21 protein-coding genes and 2 pseudogenes are annotated in these 24,909 nt (G+C 68.1%); 16 read left to right on the top strand and 7 right to left on the bottom strand.

Going from position 1 to position 24,909, the window contains the following annotated elements:
* Positions 1 to 99 precede the first annotated feature (99 nt).
* The 10 genes and pseudogenes from CDN99_RS04680 to CDN99_RS04630 all read left to right on the top strand — a co-directional run bounded on the left by CDN99_RS04680 (position 100) and on the right by CDN99_RS04630 (position 8,811).
* A complete protein-coding gene (locus CDN99_RS04680) occupies positions 100 to 2,349 on the top strand; it encodes a sensor histidine kinase (protein ID WP_088382968.1) in 2,250 nt (749 codons plus the stop codon).
* A 24-nt stretch (positions 2,350 to 2,373) separates the two neighbouring features.
* The gene (gene lpxC, locus CDN99_RS04675; RefSeq protein ID WP_088382966.1) at positions 2,374 to 3,309 is read left to right on the top strand and encodes a UDP-3-O-acyl-N-acetylglucosamine deacetylase; all 936 of its coding nucleotides are present in this window, start codon (positions 2,374 to 2,376) and stop codon (positions 3,307 to 3,309) included.
* A gap of 39 nt (positions 3,310 to 3,348) precedes the next feature.
* The gene (locus CDN99_RS04670) at positions 3,349 to 3,612 is read left to right on the top strand and encodes a hypothetical protein (protein ID WP_088382964.1); all 264 of its coding nucleotides are present in this window, start codon (positions 3,349 to 3,351) and stop codon (positions 3,610 to 3,612) included.
* The gene (locus tag CDN99_RS04665; RefSeq protein ID WP_088382962.1) at positions 3,606 to 3,791 is read left to right on the top strand and encodes a hypothetical protein; all 186 of its coding nucleotides are present in this window, start codon (positions 3,606 to 3,608) and stop codon (positions 3,789 to 3,791) included. Before CDN99_RS04670 ends, CDN99_RS04665 begins: the two co-directional genes overlap by 7 nt.
* Before the next feature lie 426 nt (positions 3,792 to 4,217).
* Positions 4,218 to 4,583 (top strand): transposase, encoded by a 366-nt coding sequence (locus tag CDN99_RS04655; protein ID WP_141100635.1) that lies wholly within the window; start codon positions 4,218 to 4,220, stop codon positions 4,581 to 4,583.
* Positions 4,584 to 4,624: 41 nt separating this feature from the next.
* Positions 4,625 to 4,732 (top strand): annotated as a pseudogene (locus tag CDN99_RS29715) (transposase family protein); the annotation flags it as partial.
* Between the two features lie 59 nt (positions 4,733 to 4,791).
* Positions 4,792 to 5,076, top strand: a pseudogene (locus CDN99_RS04645) (transposase domain-containing protein); the annotation flags it as partial.
* 88 nt (positions 5,077 to 5,164) lie between these two features.
* Positions 5,165 to 5,596: a hypothetical protein gene (locus tag CDN99_RS04640; RefSeq protein ID WP_088382958.1), complete on the top strand. Its 432-nt coding sequence runs from the start codon at positions 5,165 to 5,167 to the stop codon at positions 5,594 to 5,596.
* A gap of 304 nt (positions 5,597 to 5,900) precedes the next feature.
* On the top strand, positions 5,901 to 7,226 hold the full coding sequence (locus tag CDN99_RS04635) for a serine hydrolase (protein ID WP_158218755.1): 1,326 nt from the start codon (positions 5,901 to 5,903) through the stop codon (positions 7,224 to 7,226).
* A gap of 241 nt (positions 7,227 to 7,467) precedes the next feature.
* The gene (locus tag CDN99_RS04630; protein WP_158218754.1) at positions 7,468 to 8,811 is read left to right on the top strand and encodes an LGFP repeat-containing protein; all 1,344 of its coding nucleotides are present in this window, start codon (positions 7,468 to 7,470) and stop codon (positions 8,809 to 8,811) included.
* A 15-nt stretch (positions 8,812 to 8,826) separates the two neighbouring features.
* Here the strand turns inward: CDN99_RS04630 and CDN99_RS04625 are convergent, their stop codons facing one another.
* Genes CDN99_RS04625 through CDN99_RS04605 form a run of 5 tightly spaced genes read right to left on the bottom strand, consistent with a single transcriptional unit; the run spans position 8,827 to position 14,340 of the window.
* On the bottom strand, positions 8,827 to 10,662 hold the full coding sequence (locus CDN99_RS04625) for an ABC transporter ATP-binding protein (RefSeq protein WP_088382952.1): 1,836 nt from the start codon (positions 10,660 to 10,662) through the stop codon (positions 8,827 to 8,829).
* On the bottom strand, positions 10,649 to 12,400 hold the full coding sequence (locus CDN99_RS04620; protein ID WP_088382950.1) for an ABC transporter ATP-binding protein: 1,752 nt from the start codon (positions 12,398 to 12,400) through the stop codon (positions 10,649 to 10,651). The genes CDN99_RS04625 and CDN99_RS04620 overlap by 14 nt, the downstream gene beginning before the upstream one ends.
* Positions 12,401 to 12,440: 40 nt before the next feature.
* Positions 12,441 to 13,367: an anti-sigma factor family protein gene (locus CDN99_RS04615; protein ID WP_193531674.1), complete on the bottom strand. Its 927-nt coding sequence runs from the start codon at positions 13,365 to 13,367 to the stop codon at positions 12,441 to 12,443.
* A gap of 10 nt (positions 13,368 to 13,377) precedes the next feature.
* On the bottom strand, positions 13,378 to 13,908 hold the full coding sequence (locus CDN99_RS04610) for an RNA polymerase sigma factor (protein WP_088382948.1): 531 nt from the start codon (positions 13,906 to 13,908) through the stop codon (positions 13,378 to 13,380).
* A gap of 54 nt (positions 13,909 to 13,962) precedes the next feature.
* Positions 13,963 to 14,340 carry a COG4315 family predicted lipoprotein gene (locus CDN99_RS04605; RefSeq protein ID WP_088382946.1) on the bottom strand — a complete coding sequence of 126 codons (378 nt, stop codon included), beginning with the start codon at positions 14,338 to 14,340 and terminating at the stop codon, positions 13,963 to 13,965.
* A gap of 151 nt (positions 14,341 to 14,491) precedes the next feature.
* Here CDN99_RS04605 and CDN99_RS04600 point away from each other — a divergent pair, with 151 nt between their 5' ends.
* The gene (locus tag CDN99_RS04600) at positions 14,492 to 15,004 is read left to right on the top strand and encodes a cupin domain-containing protein (protein ID WP_088382944.1); all 513 of its coding nucleotides are present in this window, start codon (positions 14,492 to 14,494) and stop codon (positions 15,002 to 15,004) included.
* Here CDN99_RS04600 and CDN99_RS04595 read toward each other — a convergent pair.
* On the bottom strand, positions 14,983 to 16,212 hold the full coding sequence (locus CDN99_RS04595; protein ID WP_088382942.1) for a GGDEF domain-containing protein: 1,230 nt from the start codon (positions 16,210 to 16,212) through the stop codon (positions 14,983 to 14,985). The two genes, CDN99_RS04600 and CDN99_RS04595, sit on opposite strands and share 22 nt — an antisense overlap.
* 181 nt (positions 16,213 to 16,393) lie before the next feature.
* On the opposite strand from CDN99_RS04595, the gene CDN99_RS04590 reads away from it, so the two are divergent.
* Together CDN99_RS04590 and CDN99_RS04585 are read left to right on the top strand one after the other, a co-directional pair.
* Positions 16,394 to 17,080 (top strand): response regulator, encoded by a 687-nt coding sequence (locus CDN99_RS04590; protein WP_238139356.1) that lies wholly within the window; start codon positions 16,394 to 16,396, stop codon positions 17,078 to 17,080.
* Positions 17,077 to 19,653 carry a hybrid sensor histidine kinase/response regulator gene (locus CDN99_RS04585; protein ID WP_088382938.1) on the top strand — a complete coding sequence of 859 codons (2,577 nt, stop codon included), beginning with the start codon at positions 17,077 to 17,079 and terminating at the stop codon, positions 19,651 to 19,653. Before CDN99_RS04590 ends, CDN99_RS04585 begins: the two co-directional genes overlap by 4 nt.
* Positions 19,654 to 19,777: 124 nt before the next feature.
* Here CDN99_RS04585 and CDN99_RS04580 read toward each other — a convergent pair whose 3' ends face one another.
* Entirely contained in the window at positions 19,778 to 19,960 is a 183-nt protein-coding gene (locus tag CDN99_RS04580; RefSeq protein WP_088382935.1) for a hypothetical protein, read from the bottom strand.
* A 411-nt stretch (positions 19,961 to 20,371) separates the two neighbouring features.
* On the opposite strand from CDN99_RS04580, the gene CDN99_RS04575 reads away from it, so the two are divergent.
* The 3 genes from CDN99_RS04575 to CDN99_RS04565 all read left to right on the top strand — a co-directional run bounded on the left by CDN99_RS04575 (position 20,372) and on the right by CDN99_RS04565 (position 24,891).
* Complete coding sequence (locus tag CDN99_RS04575) at positions 20,372 to 22,048, top strand: methyl-accepting chemotaxis protein (RefSeq protein ID WP_158218752.1); 1,677 nt, start codon at positions 20,372 to 20,374, stop codon at positions 22,046 to 22,048.
* A 32-nt stretch (positions 22,049 to 22,080) separates the two neighbouring features.
* Complete coding sequence (locus CDN99_RS04570) at positions 22,081 to 23,553, top strand: putative bifunctional diguanylate cyclase/phosphodiesterase (RefSeq protein ID WP_088382931.1); 1,473 nt, start codon at positions 22,081 to 22,083, stop codon at positions 23,551 to 23,553.
* A 66-nt stretch (positions 23,554 to 23,619) separates the two neighbouring features.
* Positions 23,620 to 24,891: a sensor domain-containing diguanylate cyclase gene (locus tag CDN99_RS04565; protein WP_088382929.1), complete on the top strand. Its 1,272-nt coding sequence runs from the start codon at positions 23,620 to 23,622 to the stop codon at positions 24,889 to 24,891.
* Positions 24,892 to 24,909 lie beyond the last annotated feature (18 nt).

The following is a 24,909-nucleotide window of genomic DNA, read 5'->3' as shown; positions in this document are numbered from 1 at the left end:
GCGTTGTTGCAATTGAATGCTCGTCCCGTTGGGTGAACTTCGGCACACTTGCGCCCTTGGGCGCGGGCCCCGCAGACAACGAGACAGCAGAGCGCATGCATGGTCCAGGGTGAGGTAGGGAAGACGGTGCCGTGGGCGCCGGCCGCAGGGATGCGGCGGGCGAGGGCGGTGCTGTCCCTGGCGAGCTCCGTGCTGCAGCGCGTCGCCGCGATCGTGATCGCGTGGAGAGGCGCGCTGGCCGACGCGATGGCTGTCGCGCGGGCGACCGCGCGGACCGCTGCGTTGGCTGTCGCGCCGACCGTCGTCCTTCTCGCCGCGCTGTTGGCCGGACTGCCCGGCGTGGGCCACGCCCAGTCGGCCGGCTCGTCCCATGGCACCGCGCCCGTGCCACCGGTGAAGGTGGCGCAGGCCTCGCCGCTTGGTCCGGCGCGCCCGCTGCCCGACGGCGGTCCCGCCGGCGGCGCGCAACGCGCCATCGAAGCCGAGATCGCCACCGCCGACTGGTCGCAGGATCAGCTCAAGGCCTGGTGGCGCGCGCTGCGCGTGATGGATGGCCGCGACGGCGCCTTGCCGATCGCGCTGCTGCCGCCGTCCGACCCGGCGCGCTGGCAACGCGTGGAGTTGCCCGAGGTCCGCCAGCGCGAGGCCGCGCAGGGCAGCGGCGACACGCGGTTCCAGATGCGCTGGTACCGCGTCCGATATGCCGCGCCGCAGGGCCGCTGGCCGACCAGCGTCGCGCTCTACATGCCGCGGCTGGTGGCGCTGGCGGCGGCGGTGCTGGTGAAGACCGACGACGGCTGGCGTCCCGTCTTCGACAACCAGTCCGGCGCGCGTGAGCAATGGGTGCGGCCGCTGTGGGTGGTGCTGCCCTCGGCGTTGACGGAGCTGCAGCAGTCGCGCGAGATCGAGGTCGTCATCGCGGTGCCGGTGATGCAGGGCGGCTACTACTCGGTGTCCAGCGTGTGGCTGGGCGCGCGCGAGGACCTGGAGGCGCGCCACGACCGTCGCTGGTTCCTGCAGATCGGCGTGCCGCAGGCGACCGGGCTGACGCTGGTCACGCTGGGCCTGTTCGCGCTCGTGCTGTGGCTGAAGCGGCGCGAGGATCCCGCCTACCTGCTGTTCGCGCTGGCCAGCGTCGCGTGGCTGGTGCGCAACCTGCATTACCACCTGGACCTGCCGCGCACGCGTGATGCGCTGGAGTGGTTCTGGTGGGTGACCCATGCGTCGATGTCGTGGGTGATGCTGCTGACCTTTCTCTTCGCGCTGCGCTTCGCGCGGCAGCGCTTCGCGCGTTTCGAGTGGGGCATGGCGCTGTTCGTGATGGTGTCCAGCCTGGCGTCGATGCCGCTGTGGGGACGCGGCTTCGACGCGCTGGTGCTGCTGCACATCTGCAATGCGGTGGTGGGCCTGGGCGGCACCGCCTTCGTCGCCAGCATCGCGTGGCGCCAGGGGTCGCGCGAGCTGCGCCTGATCGCGATGGCGCTGGTGGTGGGCATCGCGCTGGGCATCCATGACCTGGGGCTGCTGGCCGGCTGGTGGTGGCCGGAGCACGTCTACCTGATGCCGTTCGCGACGCTGGTGATCCTGGCCAGCTTCCTCTACGCGGTGCAGTACCGGTACATCGCGGCGCTGCGCGGTGTCGAACGCGCCAACGAAGAGCTGGCGCGGCGGCTCGACGAGCAGAGCGTCCAGCTGCGCGCGCAGCACGACAAGCTGCGCGAGGTCGAACGCCAGCAGGCGTTGCTGCTGGAGCGACAACGCCTGATGCAGGACATGCACGACGGGTTGGGCTCGTCGCTGCTGTCGGCGATGGTGGCGGTGGAGCAGGGCTCGATGCCGCAGGAGCAGGTGGTGGACGTGCTGCGCGAATGCGTCGACGACCTGCGGCTGGTGATCGATTCGCTGGAGCCGGTCGGGCATGACCTGGTGTCGTTGCTGGCGACGATGCGCTACCGGCTCGGCAAGCGGCTGCAGCTCGGCGGCCTGAAGCTGGAGTGGGACGTGCATGACCTGCCCCCGCTCGAATGGCTGGAGCCGCCGGACGCGCTGCACGTGCTGCGGCTGATGCAGGAAGCGCTGACGAACGCGCTCAAGCACGCACGCGCGACGCGCGTCCGCATGGTGACGCGGGATCTGGGCCGCAGGGTCGAGATCCGTGTCGAGGACGATGGCGAGGGCTTCGATGTCGGCGTCATTCCGCAGGGGCGCGGGCTGCGCGGCCTGCAGCGGCGGGCCCGGCAACTGGGCGGTTCACTGCGGGTGGACAGCAGCCCTGGACATGGCACGGTGGTGACGTTGCGGCTGCCCGTGACACGCGCGGATCGCGAGGCCACGGTCCAGCAGGGTTGATGCCGTTTTGGGAGAATGGCGCCCATGATCAAGCAACGCACCATCAAATCGCTGACCCGCGCGGTCGGGGTCGGCATCCACAGCGGCCAGAAGGTGGAGATCACGCTGCGTCCGGCGGCGCCGGGCACCGGTCTCGTGTTCCGCCGCGTCGACCTGGCACAGCCGGTCGACATCCCGGTGCGCACCACCAACGTCTGCGACACGCGCATGGCCACGACGATCAGCCCCGACGGCGATCCCGGCCAACCCAAGGTGCAGACGATCGAGCACCTGCTCTCGGCCTGCGCCGGCCTGGGGCTGGACAACCTGCTGATCGACATCAACGCCGACGAGGTGCCGGTGCTGGACGGCTCGGCCGCGAGCTACGTCTTCCTGCTGCAGTCGGCGGGCATCGAGCTGCAGAACGCGCCCAAGCAATTCCTGCGAGTCAAGAAGCCGGTGGAAGTGCGCCGTGGCGAAGGCAAGAGTCTGATGTGGGCGAAGCTGGTGCCGCATCACGGCTACACGCTGAGCTTCCAGATCGAGTTCGACAACCCCGCGGTGTCGGCGACGGGCCAGCAGTACGTGTTCGACATGGGCAGCGGCCAATACAAGCGCGAGATCGCGCGGGCCCGCACCTTCGGCATGACGAAGGACATCGAGCTGATGCGCTCGCGCGGGTTGACGCTGGGCGGGAGCATGGACAACGCGATCGTCGTCGACGACTACCGCGTGTTGAATGCCGAGGGACTGCGTTACGACGACGAGTTCGTGAAGCACAAGATCCTGGATGCGATCGGCGACATGCAGGTGGTGGGGCATCCATTGCTGGCGGCGTATACGTCGTTCAAGGGCGGCCATGCGCTGAACAACCTGCTGCTGCGGGAGCTGCTGGCGGACGCGGAGGCGTATGAGATCGTGACCTTCGAGGATGAGCGCGAGGCGCCCGCGGGGTTTGGGGAGTTGGCGCCGGCTTGGTGAGCGGCTCTTTGCTCGATCAGCGCCACTGACCATCTGCCGATGATTCTTCTCGTTCACTACGATCGTCGTGCTCAGTCGCTGATGCGACTTGAGCGATACGACGATGCCGACATGAGCAAGGCTCAGGACGACATGCTCGAACTGGAGTTGAGCTTGCTTGGCAGTGATGCGGACGACGAGATTGCCATCTTCAGAGCGGAAACAGAAGCGCTGTTTCGGTCGCAGGTGCGCTACTTTCATTCCAGCTCATTGATCGATGAGAAGCAGATGACGTCGTCATCAGAAAGACCATTCGCGTGCTGATCTTCCGACTCGTCTTTGCTCTCTTGCTCGTGGCAGGTCTGCTGTGCTTCGCCGTCTACATCGGCACGAAACAACCCATCTGGCGCAAGCGCGGAATCCTGCTGATCAAGTGGACGGTGATCGCGGGGATTGGGTTCTTTGCGGTGATTATTTTGGAGAGGTTGGTGTTGTTGGTTTAGAGGCGCGCCTGTTTCCCACTGCTGCTTCCGCATGAGCGGATGCTCAACGAGCCAACCTTGGATGGCCCTGTCCTGCTGACTGGGTAAGGACTGTTGAGCCGCTGGGACAGCGGCGGCGAGTTATTTCGGTGGGGAGCCCAGGGCAAAGCATGGGAGGTGTTCTGACCATCCCAACCAGAACAGGACCACGCCAACCAGCAACGTGATGGCGTGTGGCAAGGCATCGTGGGGCATGAAGCCGGTAAACCGATAGAAGCGGCTTTTGGCTCTTGCTTCGACGCCGGTCGTATCGGCAGTTCCATGGAGCAGAGCCTTGTTCGCCATAGACCAAGACCAATCGTAAGCGTCCTGGCAAGTCATGTTGATCCGCTGAGCAGTGCCTAGGATGCTCGTATCCATTAGCGACTTGATGGATACGTACGCACCATGGACCAAGCAGCGCCAGGCCGCCGGCGGCGAATTCACAGCGCCGAGTTCAAGGCACAAGCAGTGCAAGCGTTGCGGCAGCCGGGCGTCTCGATGGCCGCTGTGGCGATGGCTCAGGGCGTCAACGCCAACCTGCTGCGGCGCTGGGTCCATGAGAGGGCTCAACCGCCTGACGACGCAGTCCCTGCCAGCGACCAGCCCGTGGGCTTCATCGCGCTCCCGATGCCGGCGCCACCAGCGTCGTCCACGCTGAGCGCTGAGCCAATCTGCATCGAGGTTCGCCGTGGCGCGACCACCATCGCGCTGACGTGGCCAGCAAGCGCTGCCGACGCGTGCGCGGCCTGGATGCGCGAGCTGCTGCGTTGATCCGCATCGACGCCGTGTGGCTCGCAACGACGCCATTGGACATGCGCGCCGGAACCGAGACCGCCCTGGCCCGTGTGGTGCAGGTCTTCGGCGACGCCAAGCCGCACCATGTCTACCTCTTCGCCAACCGACGCGCCACACGCATGAAGGTGCTCGTGCATGACGGCATCGGCGTATGGCTGGCCGCGCGGCGCCTGCATCAGGGCCCCTGCACCGCTGGGCCGCGCTCACGCGCCACCTTGGCGACCCCGCCTTGCCCATCGACAACAATCTCGACGAACAGCAGATCAGGCCATGGGCCACGGGACGCAAGAACTGGCTCTTCGCCGGGACGCTGCTCTCTGGTCAGCACGCCGCGGCCATCATGAGCTTGATCCAGACGGCCAAGCTCAATGGGCATGACCCCTATATCTACCCAAGCGACGTCCTGAAGCGACTGCCGACGCAGCGTGCCTGCAGTATTGATGAGTTGTTACCACATCGTTGGCGCTGAGCGCACGGCAGCGCCACACCGGCAAACAAGGCAATCCATCAGGTAACGTCAACCGTGCCACGTCTTCTGTAGAGTCTTCTCCATCACCATGGAAATTGCCGCCCACGACACCGACTTCCACATTCGCTTCGAGGGAATGCTGACGCCACGAATTGTGTTCGAGGCTCAAGGCGCCGCGCACGGCGACATCGATCTTCGACTCGTGCAATCGATAGAGGACTTGCTCGTCCCATCCCTCGGGCGCTGGGAAGCGTCCTCGGAGTGGTTCCATCAGTTGGACTTTTATGGCGATGGCATCAGGTCGCTCACGTTTAGCCGTGGCGCCTTTCCATACGACCACGTCAGGCAGTTGCAGAACTTGCTGCGCGGCGAGCACGCAGCTTTCTGCATTCTTTGCATTGCGACGGACAAGTTGGCTGGGGCCGGGGCCGACAAGGAGGCCGACGACGACTACCTTGCCATCTTCAGAGACAGGATATTGGTGACGAAGAACATCGCTGAACGGATCGGCAAGGTCTGAGTCTTGGTGCACACACCCGCACGAAAGGCCCATGCGCTCACATTGCGCCGCCCCTGATCTCAGATTGGGCCTATAACCGCTGGCTGTCTTGACGTAAACACGACTTGGCTGGACGCTTACACAGCACCCAGCGAGGGCTGGGTTGCCCCGCATGAGCGGGGATGAAGCCGCTAGCAGCGATATCACAGGCCCACCCCCAAGGCCTGCCCAACTCCAGCGGTTCGTCCTCCCCGTACCATCCGACCCAACACCGCGACCCTCACATCGCCCCACCGCCTCTGCCTGCTCATTGATAAGGCCCCCCGTGACCATTCGATTCCCCCGCCATCTCGCGCTGATCCTGGTTCTCCTCCTGTCCCCAGTGGCGCACGCCGTGACGCCCACGGAGCAGATGGCGATCAATCAAAAGCGCTACGGCATCGCCGCCCAAGGTGTCCTTGTCATGCACGACGGCCAGGTCGTATTCAAAGGGATCATGGGCGCGAGTGAAGACAGCATCTTCCCCGTCTATTCCGTCAGCAAGCTCTTCGTCAGCACGCTCGTCATGCAATTGGCGGAGCAGGGAAAGATCGATCTCGACAAACCAGCCAGCGCGTATCTCACCGGCCTTCCCACCCGATGGCAGCCCATCACGGTACGCCAGCTGTTGAATCACACCTCCGGCCTGCCGGAGTACTTCGACAGCAAACACGATTTCCTCCCGACCGTCCAAGCCACGTTCGCGTCATTGGCGGAACGGCCTTTGGTTTTCACCCCGGGCTCGGCGTCGCGCTACACGCAGACCAACTATCTGGTGCTGACCCTGTTGCTGGAGACGCAATACGGCAAGCCCTATCCGCAGATCGCCAGCGAGCGGATCCTGCGACCTCTGGGAATGAAGCACACCTTTCTGGGCGCCCCGACACTGCCGAAGAGCGGTGTCCTGAAGGCCTACGCCGGCAAGGGCGGAAAGCTGACGGACGCGGAGACCGTCCCCTGGCCGGTCTACAGCTACGGACATTCGGACCTCTTCCTGACGCTGGACGATCTGGCGCGCTTTCTGAAAGCGATCTCCCGCGGCGAGCTCGTGGGCAAGCAGGCCCTGCAGCAGCTTTGGCAGCCACCCCGCCTGACCAATGACCGGCCGGGCATGTTCGCCACGGGCTGGGAGTACGGCGAGAGCGGCGCCTATCACCACGTGGGCCACGACGGCGGGACCCAGGTGCGGGTGCGCTTCCTCTTCAAGGACAAGGTCGATGGCGACAACTTCATCGTCATCTACCTCACGAATGGCAGCGTGAGGAATGTCTGGTCGCGTGTGCTCCTGGACAGCGCGATGGCCGCGGCGGCGCCGGACCAGTTCCCACAGGAAGTCCTGGCGGAGCAATTGATCGCCTTTGCGCTGGGTGAAACGGGTGCCCCGTCCATCGACAAGACGCCCCTCTCGGAGCGGACCGTCAACACCGCCGGCTATGCCGTGCTGGAGAACCTGGGGCCGGATGCGGCACTCCGTGTCTTCGATCTGGGCACGACGCTGTTCCCCGAGTCCGCGAGGGCCTGGGAAGGTCGGGCGGAGGTCTATCGGGTGAAGGGCGATCCCATCAAGGCAAGGGAGTCACGGGAGAAGGCGCGCGAGCTGGCCAAACCATGAATTGGCTGATGGATCGAACGTCCTTGCCGACGTCGATCGCGGCTCTGGACCGGTGGATCAGGCCGGCCCCGCGCGTACCGGGCTCACCTCCTTTTCATTGAGGATGCCTTGCCGCGCGTGCTGACCTAGTCTTGGAAACCGTCGGACCCGGCGTCCGACGATGGCCGGTGGCCGCGGCGCCGCCCGGGCGGGCGATGCGCCGCGACGCCGGCAACCTCCGGAACGGCTCAAGGAGCAAGCCATGCGACATGGCCACTTTGCGGGACGCAGTCTGACGCTCTGGTTCTCTCTGTTCGTCGCCACGGGAGCGATCGCCGCTGCCGTCTACGGCGCGATCGGGGACAAGTACAACGCCCTCGGGCGCGAGAACGGGCCGCTTGGCCCCGCCTTGACCGACGAGGCGAACGCGCCGCATGGCGGGCGCTTCAACACGTTCAGGAACGGCTACATCTACTGGCATCCGGATGTCGGCGCGTTCGCGGTCTGGGGCGCCATCGGGGCCAAATGGAATCAACTGGGCCGCGTCGAATACGGCTATCCCATCACCGACGAATTGACGACACCTGACCAGCGCGGGCGCTACAACCACTTCCGCGCCATCCAACTGCCGGGTAAGCCCGAATCGTCGATCTACTGGACGCCGCAGACGGGCGCCGTGGCGGTGTATGGCGCCATCCGCGACAAGTGGGCGTCCGAGGGCTGGGAGCGCGGCCGCGTGGGCTATCCCACCGCCGACGAAACCGCCGATGGCGCGTTCCGCCGCACTACCTTCGAGCGCGGCTTCATTCGCTGGAGCGCCGGCACCGGGGCCGAAGTCATTCCCACGGGCCTCGCGCCGCACGAGGGCGGGGGATTCGCCGGCAACGTCGTCAACGGCCTGGTCGCCTATGCCGACCTGCCCACCGGCGGCCGCGCGGAACTCTTCCGTGATCCCACGTTGTTCTCACCGTCCGAGCTCTGTGCCCGTTTCCTGAATCAGCCCGGTCTCGACGACACGCTGCGCAATGCTCTGTTGTCGAGAATTCGCCCGAAGCTCCCGCGGGGCTTCGGTATTCATTCGCAGTCCAACCACGCGCTGGGAAAGAGCTGCGCGGCGCGGGCGGAACTGTGGTCGCGCTCGGTCTCGATCCGGCTCGTGGTGCCGCACAACCGGCTGTTTGTGCGCGTGACCACGCCTGACGGGTTTCCCGGGGGGCTCGATCCGAATTTCGCGGTGACCTATGACCTGGTCGTTCGCACGTCCATCACCTTCCCCGACACGGTCGCCGGCAGCGTGGTGCAAGGGCCCATCACGGTGCAGGGGCTGAACGTCAGCGAGCCCCAGACGCACAGCATCACCGGCAACCTCGCGATCGCCGTCAACGACCTCATCGGCTTCCTGGGCGGCCCCGATCTCTTCGCGGCGATGCGACAAGGCGGCGTCGCGCAGATGTCCGGAGTGAACACAGGAACGGCACAGCTCAACCAGAAGCTGGCCCAGCTTCGCAGCAGCGTGCCGGCAGGCACGCGGATCGACTTGATGCCGGAGGCCGACCTCGTGGCGGTGGTGGCCACGACCCGGCCTGCGCCTCCAGGGCCGCGTTGAGCGACGAGGGACCCCTCACTCCTCCAACGCCTGCAACTGCACCAACCTCTGATACAGCCCGCCTTCGATGCCCATCAGCGCCTCGTGGGTCCCCCGTTCCGCGAGCTTGCCGTGGTTGAGCACCACGATCTGATCCGCTTCGCGGATCGTCGACAGTCGATGCGCGATCGCCAGGACCGTGACCTGTCCCCGCAACGCCTTCAGCGCCTCACCCACCTGCGCCTCCGTCGCGCTGTCGATGTTGGCCGTCGCCTCATCCAGCAGCAGGATGCGAGGATCCCCCGCCAGCGCGCGAGCCAGCGCGATCAGTTGCTTCTGCCCCGTCGACACCGCCAGCCCGCCATCCCCCAACCGGCTGTCATACCCCTGCGGCAGCGCCGACAGGAACTCATGCGCACGCGCCGAGCGCGCCGCCTGCTCGATCTTCTCGTCCGAGATCGCGCGGCCCATGCGGATGTTCTCCCGCACGGTGTCGGCGATCAGATACGGCTCCTGCGGCACCAGCCCCAACGCGTCGTGGAAGGTCGCTTCCGGCAGTTGATCCAGCGGCAGTCCATCCACCAGGATGCGGCCCTGCTGCGGTTGATAGAAACGCAGCAGCAGCGCCAGCAGCGTCGATTTGCCCGAGCCCGTGTGACCCGCGATGCCGACGAAGCTCCCGGCCGGGATGTCGAGGTCCAGGTCTTGCAGCACCGGGTGATCCGGCTTGTAGGCGAAGTGCAGGTGCTGGAAGTGGATCGCGCCCGCGCCCACCACCAGCTCCGGCCGATAGGCGCGCGGCTCCGACGGCTCGCGCAGCAGCGCCCGCACGCGTGACGCGGCCACCAGCGCCTGCTGCAACTGGCTGAACTGCATCGTGATCTGGATCAGCGGCTCCACCACGCGCGCGATGTAGGCCAGGAACGCGTAGAGGAGGCCGATCTCCAGGCCGGACAGCTCGCGCAGCCCGAAGCCGTAGATCACCGTGACGATCAGCAGCACGTTCAGCAGGTCCAGCGCCGGCCGCAGCAGCCAGGCGTTGGCGCGCAGCTCCTGCACGCGCGCGTCCAGCTGCGCACGGTTGGCCTTCTCGTAGCGCGCGGCGAAACGCTGCGCGGCGCCGGCCGACTGCAGCATCGCCATGCCGGCCATGCTCTCGGCCATTTGCGCGTTGAGCTCGGCGCGCAGCGCGCGGGCGCGTTGCACCGGGCCGCTGCTGGCGCGCTGGTAGAGCCAGATGATGGTGGAGCTGGCCGGCACCAGCGCCAGCACGATCAGCATCAGCCGCCAGTCCAGCCATGCCATCGCGACCAGCGCGCCCAGCACGACGATCGTCGAGTCCAGCATCACGAACAGCACTTGCCGGTACAGGTTGTTGACCGCGTCCGTGTCGTTGGTGATGCGGCTCAGCAGTTGGCCGGTGATGCTGCGATCGAAGAAGGCCATCGGCTGCGCCAGCACGTGCGCATAGACCTGCTCGCGCAGCCGCAGCACCGAGCGCTGCGCGACCGAGGCCATGCGCCGCAGTTGCGAGTAACGCAGCAGGCTCGCCGTCCAGCCGGCCAGCAGCATCGCGCCGAGCAGCAGTCCCATCGCGCCCAGGTCGAAGTCGCGCGGCAGCACGTGCGCATCGATGAAGTGCTTGCCCAGGATCGGGCCGATCGCTTCCAGCGCGGCGGCCACGACCAGCCAGCCCAGGCCCTTGATCAGGCCGCGGCGTTCCGGCGCGGCGGCCTGCGCCAGCAGCGCGAGCGCCTCGCGCGGGGAATGGTCGGTGTTGGGCTGCTCGCTCGGGGTGGGCCTGCCCTTGGCCGTCGCGCCAGCAGTCGCGCCGACGTCGTCGTCGACGGGGGCGGTATCAGGCTGCGTCAAGGCTGGCCTCCAGTTGTTGATAACGCCACTGGCTGGCGTACCAGCCGCCACGGGCGATGAGCTCGTCGTGCCGGCCGCGCTCGATGATGCGGCCCTGCTTCAGCACGACGATCTCGTCGGCCTCCATCACGGCCGAGAGCCGGTGGCTCACCACCGCCAGGCTGCGCTCCGGATGGCGCTGGCGCAGCTCGCGCCAGTGGTCGAGGATTTGCGTCTCGGTGCCGCTGTCGACGGCCGACAGCGCGTCGTCCAGCAGCAGCACCGGCGCGCCCGCCAGCAGCGCCCGCGCGATCGCGACACGCTGGCGCTGGCCGCCGGACAGCGTCACGCCGCGCTCGCCCACCATCGTGTCGTAGCCCTGCGGCAGCCGCGCGATGTCGTCGTGCACGGCGGCGAGCTCGGCCATCTCCGCGATCTGCTCGCGCGTCGCGTCCGGGCGGGCGAGGGCGATGTTGTCGGCCACCGAGGCGGAGAAGAGGAAGGGTTCCTGCGGCACCCACGACAGCGCGCGACGCAGCGCGTCGAGACGGATTTCCGGCGCCGCGACGCCGCCCAGGCGCACGCTGCCGGAGGTGGGCTCGTACTGCCGCAGCAGCAGGCGCAGCAGCGTCGACTTGCCGGAGCCCGTCGCGCCGACGATGCCCAGCGTGCAGCCCGGCGCCAGCGTCAACGCGATGTCCGCGAGCGCCGGCACCGCCATGCCGGGGTACTGGAAGCCCACGTGGTCCCAGGCGATGTCGGCGTGAGCGGGCACGTCGCGGGTGCCGGTGTCGACCAGACCGTCCGGCGCGTCCAGCACCGGGTGCAGCCGCGACCACGCGGCCCGGCCGCGCTCCAGCAGCGACAGCACCCAGCCGGCCGCGAACATCGGCCAGATCAACTGGCCCAGGTACATCGTGAAGGCGGTGAGCTGGCCGATGCTGATGGCGTTCGTGCCCACCAGCCACGCGCCGGCGCCCAGCGCGATGACGGTCGCCGCGCTCAGCGACAGGCCGACGGCGGGCTCGAACATCGCCTCCCAGCGCTGCGCCTGATAGGCGGCGCCACCGGCATCGCGGGCCAGCTCGCCGAACTGCTCGCGGCTGCGCTTCATCAAGCCCAGCGCTCGCACGGTCCGCACGCCGGCCAGGCTGTCCTGCACCTGCTGGTTCAGCGCGGAGAACCGCTTGAGCGAGTCCGCCCAGGCGACGTGCACGTGATTCGAGATGCGCCAGAACGCATAGGCCATGAACGGGAACGGGATCAGCGCCGCCAGGCCCAGCCGCCAGTCGATGCCCAGCGTCATCATGCCCAGCACCAGGATCAGCGTCAGCGTGCCGTCGAAGGCGGCGAGCAGCGCCTCGCCGGCCGCCATCTCGATGGCGTCGACGTCGTTGGTGGCCAGCGCCATCAGGTCACCGGTGCGCTGCGCGTGGAAGAAGGTCGGGCCTTGCCGCGTCAGCTGCGCGTAGAGCCGCATGCGCAGCGTGCGGCCGAGCTCATAGGCGGTCGCGAACAGCGCCAGCCGCCAGCCGACCCGCAGCAGGTAGATCGCCAGGCCGGCCAGCACCAGCAGGCCGAGCTGGCCGACCAGGTCCCAGCCGGCGAGCCGGTGGGACACCAGCGCATCGACGACGTGGCCGACCTGTCGCGGGATCCAGACCGTCAGGACGGCGATGGTGCTGAGCATCAGCGCGCTGGCGGCATAGGGCCGCCAATGGCCACGGATGTGGCCGGCGATCAGGCGTGTGAGGGACATGGCGGCGCATTGTGCCCGCCGGCTTGTGACCGTCGAAAGGTCAGGGCGATGACGCCGACGGCGACGGCGACGCTGATGACGACGTCGAGGCACGCGCGATCATGCCGATCCGCGCATGGACCAGATCGGCGAGCACGCGCAGGCGTTTTTCATCGAAGCCGCCGCTGAGCGCGTAGGCCAGCTTGCCATCGATCCAGTACAGGCTGCGCGTGGTCTGCCCGGCCTCGACGCGGCGCGTCAGGCGGAAGGCCACCGGCGCCTCGCGGGAGGCCGCGCCGGTGCTGATGTAGAGCGTGAAGCGCTCGCCGGCGTCGTTCTCGTACATGAACTGCGCGCGGGCCAGCGCGCCGTCGCTGGAGGAGTCGTCGCCGGCCGGCAGCAGGCGGCCGCCGACCAGCTTCCAGCCGTAGTCGTGCAACGTGGGGACATACAGCGGCTGACCCAGCCGCTTGCTCAGCCACTGGATCAGGTGATCGACCTGGTCGACGCCGACCTCCACCGGATGGCGCTTCTCGGGTTGATAGACGGCGTGCGCGATGGCGGCGTCGCGGACGTACTCCGGCACCGACGGGTCGCGGCCGGCGGCGCGTGCCGCGGCATCGGCCGCCGCCATGGCCGCGGCTTCCTTCCTGGCGTACCACCAGGCGTGGCCGCCCCAGCCGCCGGCCGCGCCGGCGCCGATCGCCACCACCAGCAGCAGCCCGGCCGCCCAGGCGTGCGACCAGAACGGACGTCGCGGGTCGGGCCGGCGCAGCGCGGCGGTCAGGTGCGGCGAGACGGGCTCGTCCAGCCAGTCGCGGCGCAGGTCCCGCAGCGCGTCGCGCTGCTCGCGCCAGCCGAGCACCTGCTGCGCCACGCGCGGGTGCCGCAGCAGCCAGTCCGCCACGGCCGCGGCGCGCTCGGCGCCGAGCTGTCCGTCCACGTAGGCATGCAGCGTGGCCTCGTCGATGTCGTTGTCTTGGGTCATGGCGCGGCGCTCACTTCACCACCCGCAGCGGCGCGCGTGCCGGGGCGCCGTCGGTCATCAGGGTCCGCAGCCGGTCGCGGGCGCGGGAGAGTCGGGACATCACCGTGCCCAGCGGCACGTCCAGCACGCCGGCCGCGTCCTGGTAGCTGAGCTCCTCGACGCAGATCAGCAGCAGGATCTCGCGCGAGGCGGCGGGCAGCGCGGCCAGCGCGCGTTCCAGGTCCAGCCGCAGGGCGACCTGCTGCTGGGGCTCGGGCGCGAGCGGCAGCGGCGTGTCGTCCTCGTCGAGGGAATCGTGCAGCGCCTCGCGCGCGTCGCGGCGCTGGTTGAGGTAGAGCCGATGCATCAGCGTCAGCAACCAGCCGCGCAGCGCATCCGGCCGGCCGGGGCCGTCGGCGTGGAACAGCGCGCCCTTGCGGGCGGCGCGTTCCAGCGTGTCCTGCAGCAGGTCGTCCGCCCGGGCCGCGTCGCCGCACAGCAGCCGCGCATGGCGGCGCAGGCGCGGGATCAGCGGCAGGGCTTCTTCCAGGACCAGGGTCATCGGGCAGTCGGATCGGAGGCGGGGCGGACGTCGTCGACGCGCGGGACTCGGCGCTCAGGGCTTGGCGGCGTGCCAGACCTGGTTGATGCCGTCGCCGCCGCGGTCGCCGGCCTTCGCGTCCTTGGTCCAGAAGTACAGCGGCTTGCCCTTGTAGGCCCACTGCTTGCTGCCGTCGTCGCGCGTGATGATGGTCCAGTCGCCGGAGGTCTTGTCGTCGGGGCGCGCCATCAGCGGCGGCCAGTTGGTGGCGCACGGGCCGTTGCAGACGCTTTTGCCGCTGCCGGCCATGTCCTTGTCGAAGGTGTAGAGCGTCATGTCGTTGGCGCCGACCAGCGTGCCGTCCTTGACCATGGCGGGGGCTTGCTGCGCGGTGGCCAGACCGGCCAAGGCCATCAGGGCGGCGGCGGCGATGAACTTCAGGGATGCGGTCATGCGGGTCTCCTTGGTTGGGGTAATGCAGGAACACCGGGGAGGCCCAGCTTATTCCACGTCGGCGTCATTTCCCCGCATTTGCTGTCGGCAGGCCGGGCGGCTAGCCTGCGGCCTTCGTCGCCCACCCTCGCCATCCGCCAGGAGATCCCGCATGAACGACCGCGCCCAGGCCCTCGCCGCGCTGCTGATCCGCAACTTCCACGAGGCGGAGCTGAAGCCTTTCCAGCGGCCGCCGAACTATGACGCGCGTGGCGTGCGGCTCGCGCCGGGCACCGCGGCGAGGAAGCTCGGCGCGTCCTACGACATCGTCGAGCCCGGCAAGTGCACCTGCCCCTACCACCTGCACTTCGCGCAGGAAGAGATGTTCATCGTCCTCGAAGGCCACGGCACGCTGCGCGTGGCTGGCGAGCTGCTGCCGATCAAGGCCGGCGACGTGATGTTCATCCCCGCCGGCCCCGAGTACTCGCACCAGATCCTCAACACCTCCGACGCGCCCATCAAGTACCTGTCCATCAGCACCATGGAGCAGCCGGAGGTCTGCCTCTATCCCGACTCCGGCAAGTTCATGGCCGAGACCGAGCGGCGCGCGGACGGCGGCCGCGACTTCGAGGCGATCCGCAAGGCGGGCGAGGGCGACCTCGACTACTGGCACGACGAGCCGTGACGGAACACGAGCCGGTCCTTGCCCTGCCGCTTGGCGTCGTACATCGCCACGTCCGCCTCGCGTAGCATCTCGGAGACCGGCCGTGACCCGCCGGCCGCGGCGGCGCCGATGCTGGCGGTGACGGGGCGGCCGCCGACCTCCAGCCGGCGCACCTCGTCGAGGATCCGCCGCGCCACCCGCGCCGCGCGCGCTTCGCCGCCCGAGGCCAGCAGGACGCCGAACTCCTCGCCGCCCAGCCGGCCCACGGCGCCGTCCTCCGCCATGCGCTGAATCGCGTCCGCCACCGCCTGCAGGACCTGGTCGCCCTGGGCATGTCCGAACTCGTCGTTGATGCGCTTGAAGTCGTCCACGTCGATCATCAGGAAGCACGCGTCCGTCAGACCGCCGCACGCATGCAGCCGCTGGATCTCTTCCAGCAGCCGCCGCCGGTTGTCGATGCCGGTCAACGCATCCTTGTAGGCGAGCCGCTCCAGCTCCTTGCGCAAGGTCACGCTCTCGAGGTGGATTCTTGAAAAGATGGTGTTCAAGAGCATCCCCAGCGCGATCACGGACGGCATCAATATCGCGGCCCACAACGTGTCGCCGCCATGCGGGGCCTGCAGCAGGGCGCCTCCTCCGAAGATCAGCCACACGCCGCAGGCGACAAGAATGTACTCGCGCAGCCGGGAGTAAACCGGGGCGATCACGAGTGAAATGATGATGCCCAGGCAAGTTTCCCAGAAGACGCGGTCGACGGTGGGTTGGGCCAGGATGACGAAACCGGCCGCCTCGATCCAGACCGTGAGGATGGAGAAGTTCGAGAGAAACCTCGTGAACCAGCTGCCCGCCATGGACGCGGCGGCCAGCCCGATGATCAGCAATACGTGCCAGGCTTCGTATCGGTAAGACGCGTCGGCCAGTCCCCACGCCAGAATGAAAAACATCAGGCCCAGGATCTGAAACCCCAGGGAAACGGGTTTGATCAATACCAGGAATTCCGCGACTCGAGTTTCTTCGTTACTTCTCATTGATATCCCTTGGATGACCGGGCCCGTGCCGTGCCCGGCCGCCGCCCGGACGCCGCGGGCGGCGATCGGGCGTGGCGGCGCCGCGTGATGGCGGCATGACGGCCGCGACACCGGCGCCTGGACGCCGGGCCCGCGCCGGCGCGGCGCGCGGTTGAAAGTCCGTTTCCAGGGAGTTTTTCGATTCCGATCCGTCTCGCCCATCCGACACCTGTCATGCTGTGCGCGGAAGGCCTCGCTTGCTGGGACATTTGTCCGGTGGCGATGCCTGGGCAAGCTTGTTATCGTTTCAGACAGAACGAGGCATGGCGCGTCGCCGCCGGAAATCACGCGATCAGGGATCTTCAGTCAGGAAATGGCACGGTGTGCCGATGTGGACACGATGATGGATGGAGCGAGCAAGGCGGATGTATTGATCGTCGAGGATCACGGCCTGGTCAGGGCGGGTATGCGCTCTCTGCTGGAGAAGGCCGCGCCGCAATATCGCATTCACGAGGAAAGCACCTACGAGGGGGCCATCGCCCGATTGGCGGGCATGACCTTCGAACTCGTTTTCCTCGATATCGACCTGGGTACGCCGAACTCCGGACTGGACATCCTGCAGTTCATCCGCGAGCGGGAAATGCCGTGCCGCGCGATCATGCTGTCCGGCGACGATGACCGCGCCACGGTGCTGTCCTGCATCTCTCAGGGCGCGTCGGGCTACATCACCAAGGCGGTCGGCGACGGCAGCGTCTTCCAGAAGGCGATCGAGACCGTGCTGGGCGACGGGGTCTACCTGCCCGCCTCCATGATCAAGCGCAGCGCGAAGGCGGAAGCGGACGGGCCCTACGGCTGTTCGACCGAGGCGCTGGGCCTGTCGCCGCGGCTGTGCGAGGTGCTGTACTACCTTTGCCAGGGCCTGCCCAACAAAGCGATCGCCAATCGCATGGGCATCAGCGAAGGCACGGTGCGCAAGTCGTATGTGTCGGACCTGCTGCGCTTCTTCGGCGTGGCGCGGCGCACCGAGTTGATGATCGAGGTGTCGCGCCGCCGGCTCAAGGTCTCGTCGCCCCGCGAGGGGCGCACGTGAACACGGCCTCGGCCGGGACGCGTCGGCGTGACGCGATGCGCGTTGGCTCGCTCGCGCGATCGTTGCTGCCGCTGCTGCTGCTGCTGCTGCTCATCCTGCTCTGCGGGTGGTGGACGGCGCGTCCGGCGCACGCCGCGGGGCAGGCCCCCGACGGCCCCGCCGCCGCGGAGACAACCGAGCCCGGGCGCCAACGCCTGGCGGTGGCCTACCTGATCGAGCAGGGCGAGCCGCTGCGCATCACCGACGTCGCCGCGCTGCCCGACGCGGCCTGGAAACGCCGGCCCTGGTCGTCGGCCAGCTACGGCTTCGGGACGGCACCCCATTGGTTCAAGAGCGAGCCGCTGCGCGTGGGGCCCGCCGAGGGACCCGTGCTGCTGGAGGTGAGTTACCCGCTGCTGGACAACGTCGACCTGTACGTCCGGCTGAACGCCGGCAAGCCGTGGCAGGCCTGGCACTTCGGGGACAGGCAGCCCTTCGACCAGCGTCCCTACCTGACCAGGAACTTCGTCGTGCCCGTGGCCGCCAGGCCGGGCGACGTGATCGAGATCATCGCCCGGGTCGATACCGCCGGCTCGATGCGCTTTCCGCTCAGCGCCTGGCAGCCGCAGGCGTTCGAGCGCGAGGAGCGCTTCTCGATGCTGGTCAACGGCATCTACGTCGGGCTGATGGGCGCCATCTTCCTGAGCAACTTCATCATCCTGCTCGTCGTGCGGGACCGCATCTACCTGCATTACAGCGGCTGGATCCTGATGACGGCGGCGTTCATCCTCAGCTACAACGGCCTGGCCTTCCAGTACCTCTGGCCCAACGCCATCGGCTGGAACGACTGGTGCCGCATCGTCTTCCTGCTGCTGGCGGGCGGCTTCCTGACCTCGTTCACCATCCAGCTGGTGCGCAGCGGCAGCAAGCCGCCGTGGTGGACCCGGTTCCACGGGTGGCCCGTGCTGGTCGCGTCCTGCTTGGTGGCGGCGGTCAGCCGGCTCGACTTCCCGGTCGCGGTGCGGGTGGCGCTGGGCGTTCAACTGGTCGTGACGATCGGGTGTTTCGCGCTGGCCTTCCATCAGGCCCGCAAGGGCTACGTGCCCGCCAAGATCTTCCTCGTGGCCTTCTCGGGCGTGCTGGTCGGTTCGGCCCTGCATACCCTCGACATGGTCGGCGCCACGCGGATCCTGGAGAGCAGCATCAACTTCGAGGTGGCTCCGCAGATCGGGTCGGCGATCGCGGTGCTGCTGTTCTCGCTCGCGCTGGCGCACCGCCTGCTGGAGGAGCGCCGCCACCAGTCCACGGCGGCGCGCATGCGGCAGATGAATGAATCGCTGGAGGCGGCGATGCGCACCGAGCAGGAGCGCTCCAAGTCCCTGCTCGAATTCAAGGACCGCCTGCGCCTGGAGGCCGAGCGGCGCGACCAGGACAAGTCCCGCTTCCTGGCCGACGCGGTCCACGACCTGCGCCAGCCGCTGCAGGCCATCGGCAACGCGCTCGATCCGATCGGCGGCGCCATCCGCGCCGGGCACACGGCCAACGCGCTGAGCCTGGTGGAGATGGCCACCCGCGCGTCCGCCAACATGCGCTCGCAGCTGTCCGCGATTCTGGACCTCTCGCGACTGGATTCCGGCCTGGTGGAGGCCGAGCTGTCCGACTTCGACCTGGTCTCCACGATCCGCGAGACGGTCGAGCAGACGCGCTCGATCGCGCAGGCCAGCCACACGCTCATCGAGTTCGAGGGCCCCGTCGGCAAACCCGTCTTCGTGCGCAGCGACCGCCACTTCCTGCAGCGCATCCTGACCAACCTGATCAGCAACGGCATCAAGTACCGATCGATGTCCGGCGCGCGGCAGAGCCACGTCAAGGTGCAGCTGGTGGAGGACGGCGCCACGACGCGGATCGCCGTGCAGGACAACGGCATCGGCATCTCCGCCGAGGTGCTGCAGAGCGGCGTCATCTTCCGGCCCTTCTTCCAGATCAACAACCGCCATGCGGAGGCGGAGAAGGGCGTCGGCCTGGGCCTGTCCATCGTGTCGGCCATGCTGGCGCTGTTGAAGGACCACAAGCTCTCCATCGTCTCGACCGTGGGCCAGGGCAGCACCTTCAGCCTGGCGATCCCGACGTCGGTGGTCGCCCCGCTGTTCGAGGAGATCCCACATCAGGACTTCGCGCAGGGCGGCATCGACGCGGCGCGGGGCCAGTACGTGGTGGTGATCGAGGACGACGTGCTGGTGCGCGAGACCCTGGGCGCCGTCTTCTCGGCGCACGGCGTGCTCTACGAGGCCTGGGGATCGATCGCGGAGATGCGCAAGGAACTGCCCTACCTGGAACGGGCGCCGGACGTGCTGCTGAGCGACTACCGCCTGCCCGACGAGAAGAACGCGCTGGACGCGATGCGCCTGATGCGCGAGCACTGGCCCGAGGTGCCCATGATCATCCTGACCGGCGAGGTGCTGAACCCCGAGCTGGGCATGTCGTTGCGCGGCGTCTCGCTCTGCTACAAGCCGATCGCGCCGCTGGACCTGTTGCGGCGCATCGCGGCGAGCGCATCGCGCCATACGGCGCCGTCCAACTTCGGCACCCTGTAGCCGCGGCGAGCGGGGCGCGAAACGACCGCGGCCCAGCGCGTGCCATGTGCTGCGTGCCGCATGGCGAGCACCGCGAGCTGCAAGCCGTGCGCCCAGACGCGCGCGGCATTGGCGCCACGAGACCTCAGGTCGGCTTGACTGGCTGCTTGCGCGGCGGCGCGACGACGGGCTTGAGATCCTGCGGGCGGCATCGCTGCTCGACCTCGACCAGTTGAATGAACAGGTCGTTCTTGTTGACGATCACGTAGTCCACGGTGACCAGCTGTTGATTGAGCAGGAACTTGCTGCCCGGCTTGAAGACGATCATTCGAATCACACCTGCGCTGCGTTGCGCGAGCCCCCGCGATGGGCGGCTCGATCCTGATCGTCAGCTTCGCCGCTGGTCTGCGGTCGTGCCATCCGACTGATGTCCGACGGGCGCCGCGGGCGGGCGATCGGCGCACCGTCGAGGACCGATGGCGCGGTCCCAGCCATCTCCTCGATCCATTCGGGCCCGGACATATGACGGAGCCCGTGCATGACATGTGCCCCGTGCTTCGGGACAAAGGTGGGATGGTGGGATGGTGGGACGGCGTCCGTGATGGAACCATGCATTCATTGCCGAACGTGGCATCGGAGCCCCTGGCGGCGCCGATCCGGAAGGCCGATGACGGATCGCTGTTTCGATGCCTCGCATTGCCGGGCATCGAGTCCCCGCAATGCATTTCAGTACCCCATCATGAATCTCTTCAATCAACTCAAGATCTCCGGAAAGTTGGCGGTGGCATTCCTTGTCTTCGTCGTCCTGATGGTGGTGCTCGGCGCCTTCGCCATCGACCGGCTGGACCGTCTCAACGACCAGACCAACTTCATGGTCACCGCCCGGATGGCGAGCGTCCGCGACGCCGGCCAGATGAGCGAGAAGGCCAACCAGCTCCGCATGCTGGACTACCGCCTGGCCACCACGACCCAGCGCGACGAGGCGGAGATCCGCAGGCAGATCGCGGAGGTGTCCAAGGAGTACGACCAACTGGACAAGGCCTACCCCGCGTCGATCGGGGACTCGACCGAGCAATCCATCTACGACACCGTCAAGGCCCGTCATCCGGCCTGGATGGCCATGCACGACCGCTTCCAGCGGCTGATCGAGCAGGACCGCCGCGAGGAAGCGCTGGCGCTGCTCAACGGCGATGGCCGGACCGTGTTCCTGGCGCTGAGGGAGCCGCTGGCCAAGCTGGTGAAGCACAACGAGGACCGCGCCGACATCGAAGCCAAGGAAAGCAGCGAGACCTTCTCCGAAGGCCGCCTCTTCATCATCGGCGAGGTCGTCTTCGCGGCGGTGCTCGCGGTCCTGCTGGCCTGGTTCGTGTCGCGCCGGATCGTGGTGCCGCTCAACGAGGCGGTGCGGCTGACCCGGGCGATCGCCGACGGCGACCTGACGCAGAGCCTCGAGACGAACGGCCGCGATGAAGTGAGCGACCTGCTGCGGGCACTGGGCACGATGCGCGACAACCTGGTTCAGACCTTGTCCGGCATGCGCGACAGCAGCGAATCGGTGGCCACGGCCAGCGCGCAGATCGCGTCGGGCAGCGCGGACCTGTCGGGCCGCACGGAAATGGCGGCCGGCAGCCTGCAAGAGACGGCGGCGTCGATGGAAGAGCTGACCGGCACGGTGCGCAGCGCCGCGGACGCCGCCCGGCAGGCCAACCAGTTGGCGCTGGCGGCCTCGCAGGTGGCGGTGCGCGGCGGCGAGGTGGTGTCGCAGGTGGTGGGCACCATGCAGGAGATCGACGCCAGCTCGCAGAAGATCTTCGACATCATCAGCACCATCGACAGCATCGCGTTCCAGACCAACATCCTGGCGCTGAACGCGGCCGTGGAAGCCGCCCGGGCCGGCGAGCAAGGGCGCGGATTCGCCGTCGTCGCCACCGAGGTGCGCAACCTCGCGCAGCGCAGCGCCACCGCGGCCAAGGAGATCAAGAGCCTGATCGGCGCCTCCGCCGAGAAGGTCGAATCGGGCACCCGCCTGGTCGGCGACGCCGGCCAGACGATGGGCCAGATCGTCGACAGCGTGCGGCGCGTCGCCGACATCATCGGCGAGATCAGCACCGGGGCCATCGAGCAGAGCCAGGGCATCGACAAGGTCAACCAGGCCGTGACGCAGCTGGATCGCATGACGCAGGAGAACTCCGCGCTGGTGGAGGAGTCCGCGGCCGCGGCCGACAGCCTGAAGGAGCAGGCGGTGCAGTTGTCGCTGCTGGTCGACTTCTTCCAGCTCTCCGAGGCGGGGCGTCCCGCCCGGGCGACCGCGTCGGCCGCCGAGCCGGCACGGGCCGCGGCGCGCGCCTCGACGGGGGATGGCCGTATCGGAGCTCGTTCCATGGATGCCGCGCGTGTTCGTGCAGTCGGCGTCTGACGAGACGGATTGATCTGGCGGAGTTCACTGTCATGCCCCCTGCAATCCAGTCGGCCCTGGCCGTCGCCGCGGCGACCGGTCTTGTGGTCCTCGTCGTGCTGAGCTTCCTGGCGAGGCGCCGGCGTGGATCGAAACGATCGACACGATCGGCCGTGACGGCGGTGCGTCGCCGCGGCAGCGGCAGCCCGTTGATCAGCCGCAAGGCCTTCGAGAAGCGCTTGAACAAGGCGGCCCTCGATTGCGCGCAGTCGCAGGACGGGATCGCGGTCTTCTTCATCGGCATGGATGGCTTCAAGCGCATCAACCGCGAGTTCGGCCACGACGTCGGGGACCGGATCCTGCTCAGCGTGACGGCCCGCCTGCGGGCGTTGCCCGGCGCCTTCGACGCGATCACGCACATCGGGGGCGACGAGTTCGCCGCCTTCGCGGTGACTCCGCGGGATCGCTCCCTGGTCAAGAAGACGTCGGAGCGCATCCTGGCCGCGGTCGCGGAGCCGCATGGCATGACCGGCGTGGACATCTCCGTCACCTGCTCGGTGGGCATCTGCTGCTACCCGGAATATCGGCCGACGCAGAAGCTGATGCCGCACGCCCACCTGGCGATGTACGGCGCCAAGGTCAAGGGCGCCGGCTCGGTCGGTTTCTACCGCGGGGAACGCGCGCCGGCCAGCGACGAGGCCCTCGATCTGGCGCGCGATCTGCGCGGCGCCATCGCGCGTCGCGAGCTGCACCTCATGTTCCAGCCCAAGATCGACGCCGGCTCGGCGCAGATCACCGGCGCCGAGGCGCTGCTGCGCTGGACGCACCCCGAGCGCGGCATCGTGCCGCCGTCCGTCTTCATTCCGATCTCGGAGCAGTTCGGCCTCATCGACGAGATCGGCGATTGGGTGATCGAGGAGGCCTGCCGGCAGGCGCACCTGTGGCGCCGCCAGGGCGTGCGCATGCGCATCGCCGTCAACCTCTCGGCCCGCCAGTTGCTCCAGCCCAACCTGCCGCAGCGCATCCGCGGCATCCTGCGGCGCTACCGCATCCACCCGTCGCTGCTGACCTGCGAGATCACCGAGTCGCTGGCCGTGGAGAGCACCGAGGCCTACCGGCTGGCGCTGATCAATCTGCAGAAGTCGGGCATGCACATCTCCATCGACGACTTCGGCACGGGGTACTCCAACCTGAGCTACCTGCGCGAGCTGCCGGCGCGCGAGCTCAAGATCGACCGCAGCTTCGTGACCGATCTGGGCGAGAGCGAGCACGCCCATTCCATCGTGGACGCGGTGATCCGCATGTCCCACGCGCTGGGCAAGCGCGTGGTGGCCGAGGGCGTGGAGAACCAGCGCCAGATGGAGATCCTCGTGGCGCTCGGCTGCGACGAGTTGCAGGGTTATTTCTTCGCCAAGCCGATGTCGTCGGAGCTGCTGCTGCTGTGGGCGACCTCGCCGCCCGACGGCAGCCTGAGCTTCCATCCCACCCTGTACGGCGAGACACGACCGCAGGTGCTGACGAGCTGAGCTCGTCGCGCGCCGCCCCTCGCCGCCTTCATGCCCGACCGTGCGATGCCGTGTCGGTGATTTGCCATGCGTACCCTTCGTCGTCTCGACATCGTCCTTTTCTCCGGCCTGACCACGGTGTACGCATGCATGTGCGTGGGCTTCTATCTGCACCTGCAGAGCGAGTACGAGCGCGATCTGCGCGATGCGGCGCTGCGGCAGATGGACGTGGCGCAGGCGGTGCGCCAGTTCACCACGGAGCACGTCCGAGAGACGCTGCTGAAGGACGCCGCGGAGTTTCATCCCGCCTCGGTGCCGAGCTTCGCCGCCAACCAGACGATGCAATACCTGCACACGCTCCACCCGGGCCAGCTCTATCGCGAGGTGGCGCTCAATCCGATGAATCCGAAGAACCGGGCGACGGGCTGGGAGGTGCTGGCCATCGACCAGTTCCGCAAGACGCGGGCGTCGGAGTTTTCGGCCGCGACCGAAGACGGCCGCGCGATGCATTTCGCGCGTCCCATCACCGTGTCCTCCACCTCATGCCTGGCCTGCCACGGCAGTCCGGCGCTCGCGCCGACCAACCTGCTGGACCGGTACGGGCCGGTCCACGGCTTCGGGTGGCAGTCCGGCGAGGTGGTGGGCGCGCAGGTGGTCTCCATCCCCACCGGCCCGCTGCAGGGACGGCGCAACCAGCATCTGACCTACTACCTGGGGGTTTCGCTGCTGGCGTTCGCGGCCGGTTTCGCGGCACTGCGGCGAGGGCTGCGCCGGCGCGTACTGGACCCGATCCAGAAGGCCGGCAACGCCTGGCGCAAGCTGGCGTCCGAGGATGCGCTGACCGGCGCGGCCAGCCGCCGCAGCGTGCTCGACGTGCTGGACCTGCTCACCGGTCCCGGCGCCGAGGAGCGCGCGGTGTCGGTGATCTTCGTGGACCTCGACAACTTCAAGTTGATCAACGACACGCACGGCCATCTGGCCGGCGACCAGATCCTGCGCGAGGTCACGCAGCGCATCGACGCGGTGGTCCGGGAGGCCGACGTCATCGGCCGCTACGGCGGCGAGGAGCTGCTGGTGGTCCTGCCGGCCTGCAAGCGCAAGATCGCGTCGGCGCGCGCGCATGCGCTGCGGCAGGCGGTGGCGGCGACGCCGTTCCGCGTGGTGGGCCTGGACGGGGTCCGGCGCGACGTGCCCGTCACCGCCAGCTTCGGCGTCGCCGAATGGCTGCCCGGCGAGTCGACGAACGAGCTGCTCGCGCGCGCCGATGCCGCGTTGTACCGGGCGAAGTCGAGCGGGCGCAACGCGGTCAAGGTCGCACGGCAGGACGAGGAACTGCGCACCAACGCGCCGATGGCATGAACGCCGGCAGCCCCGCAG

The sequence above is a fragment of the Roseateles aquatilis genome (assembly GCF_002205645.1).
GTDB classification, from domain to species: domain Bacteria; phylum Pseudomonadota; class Gammaproteobacteria; order Burkholderiales; family Burkholderiaceae_C; genus Roseateles; species Roseateles aquatilis.
Note: the sequence above shows the minus strand (reverse complement) of the source record. Positions and strands in the feature narration are given on the sequence as shown.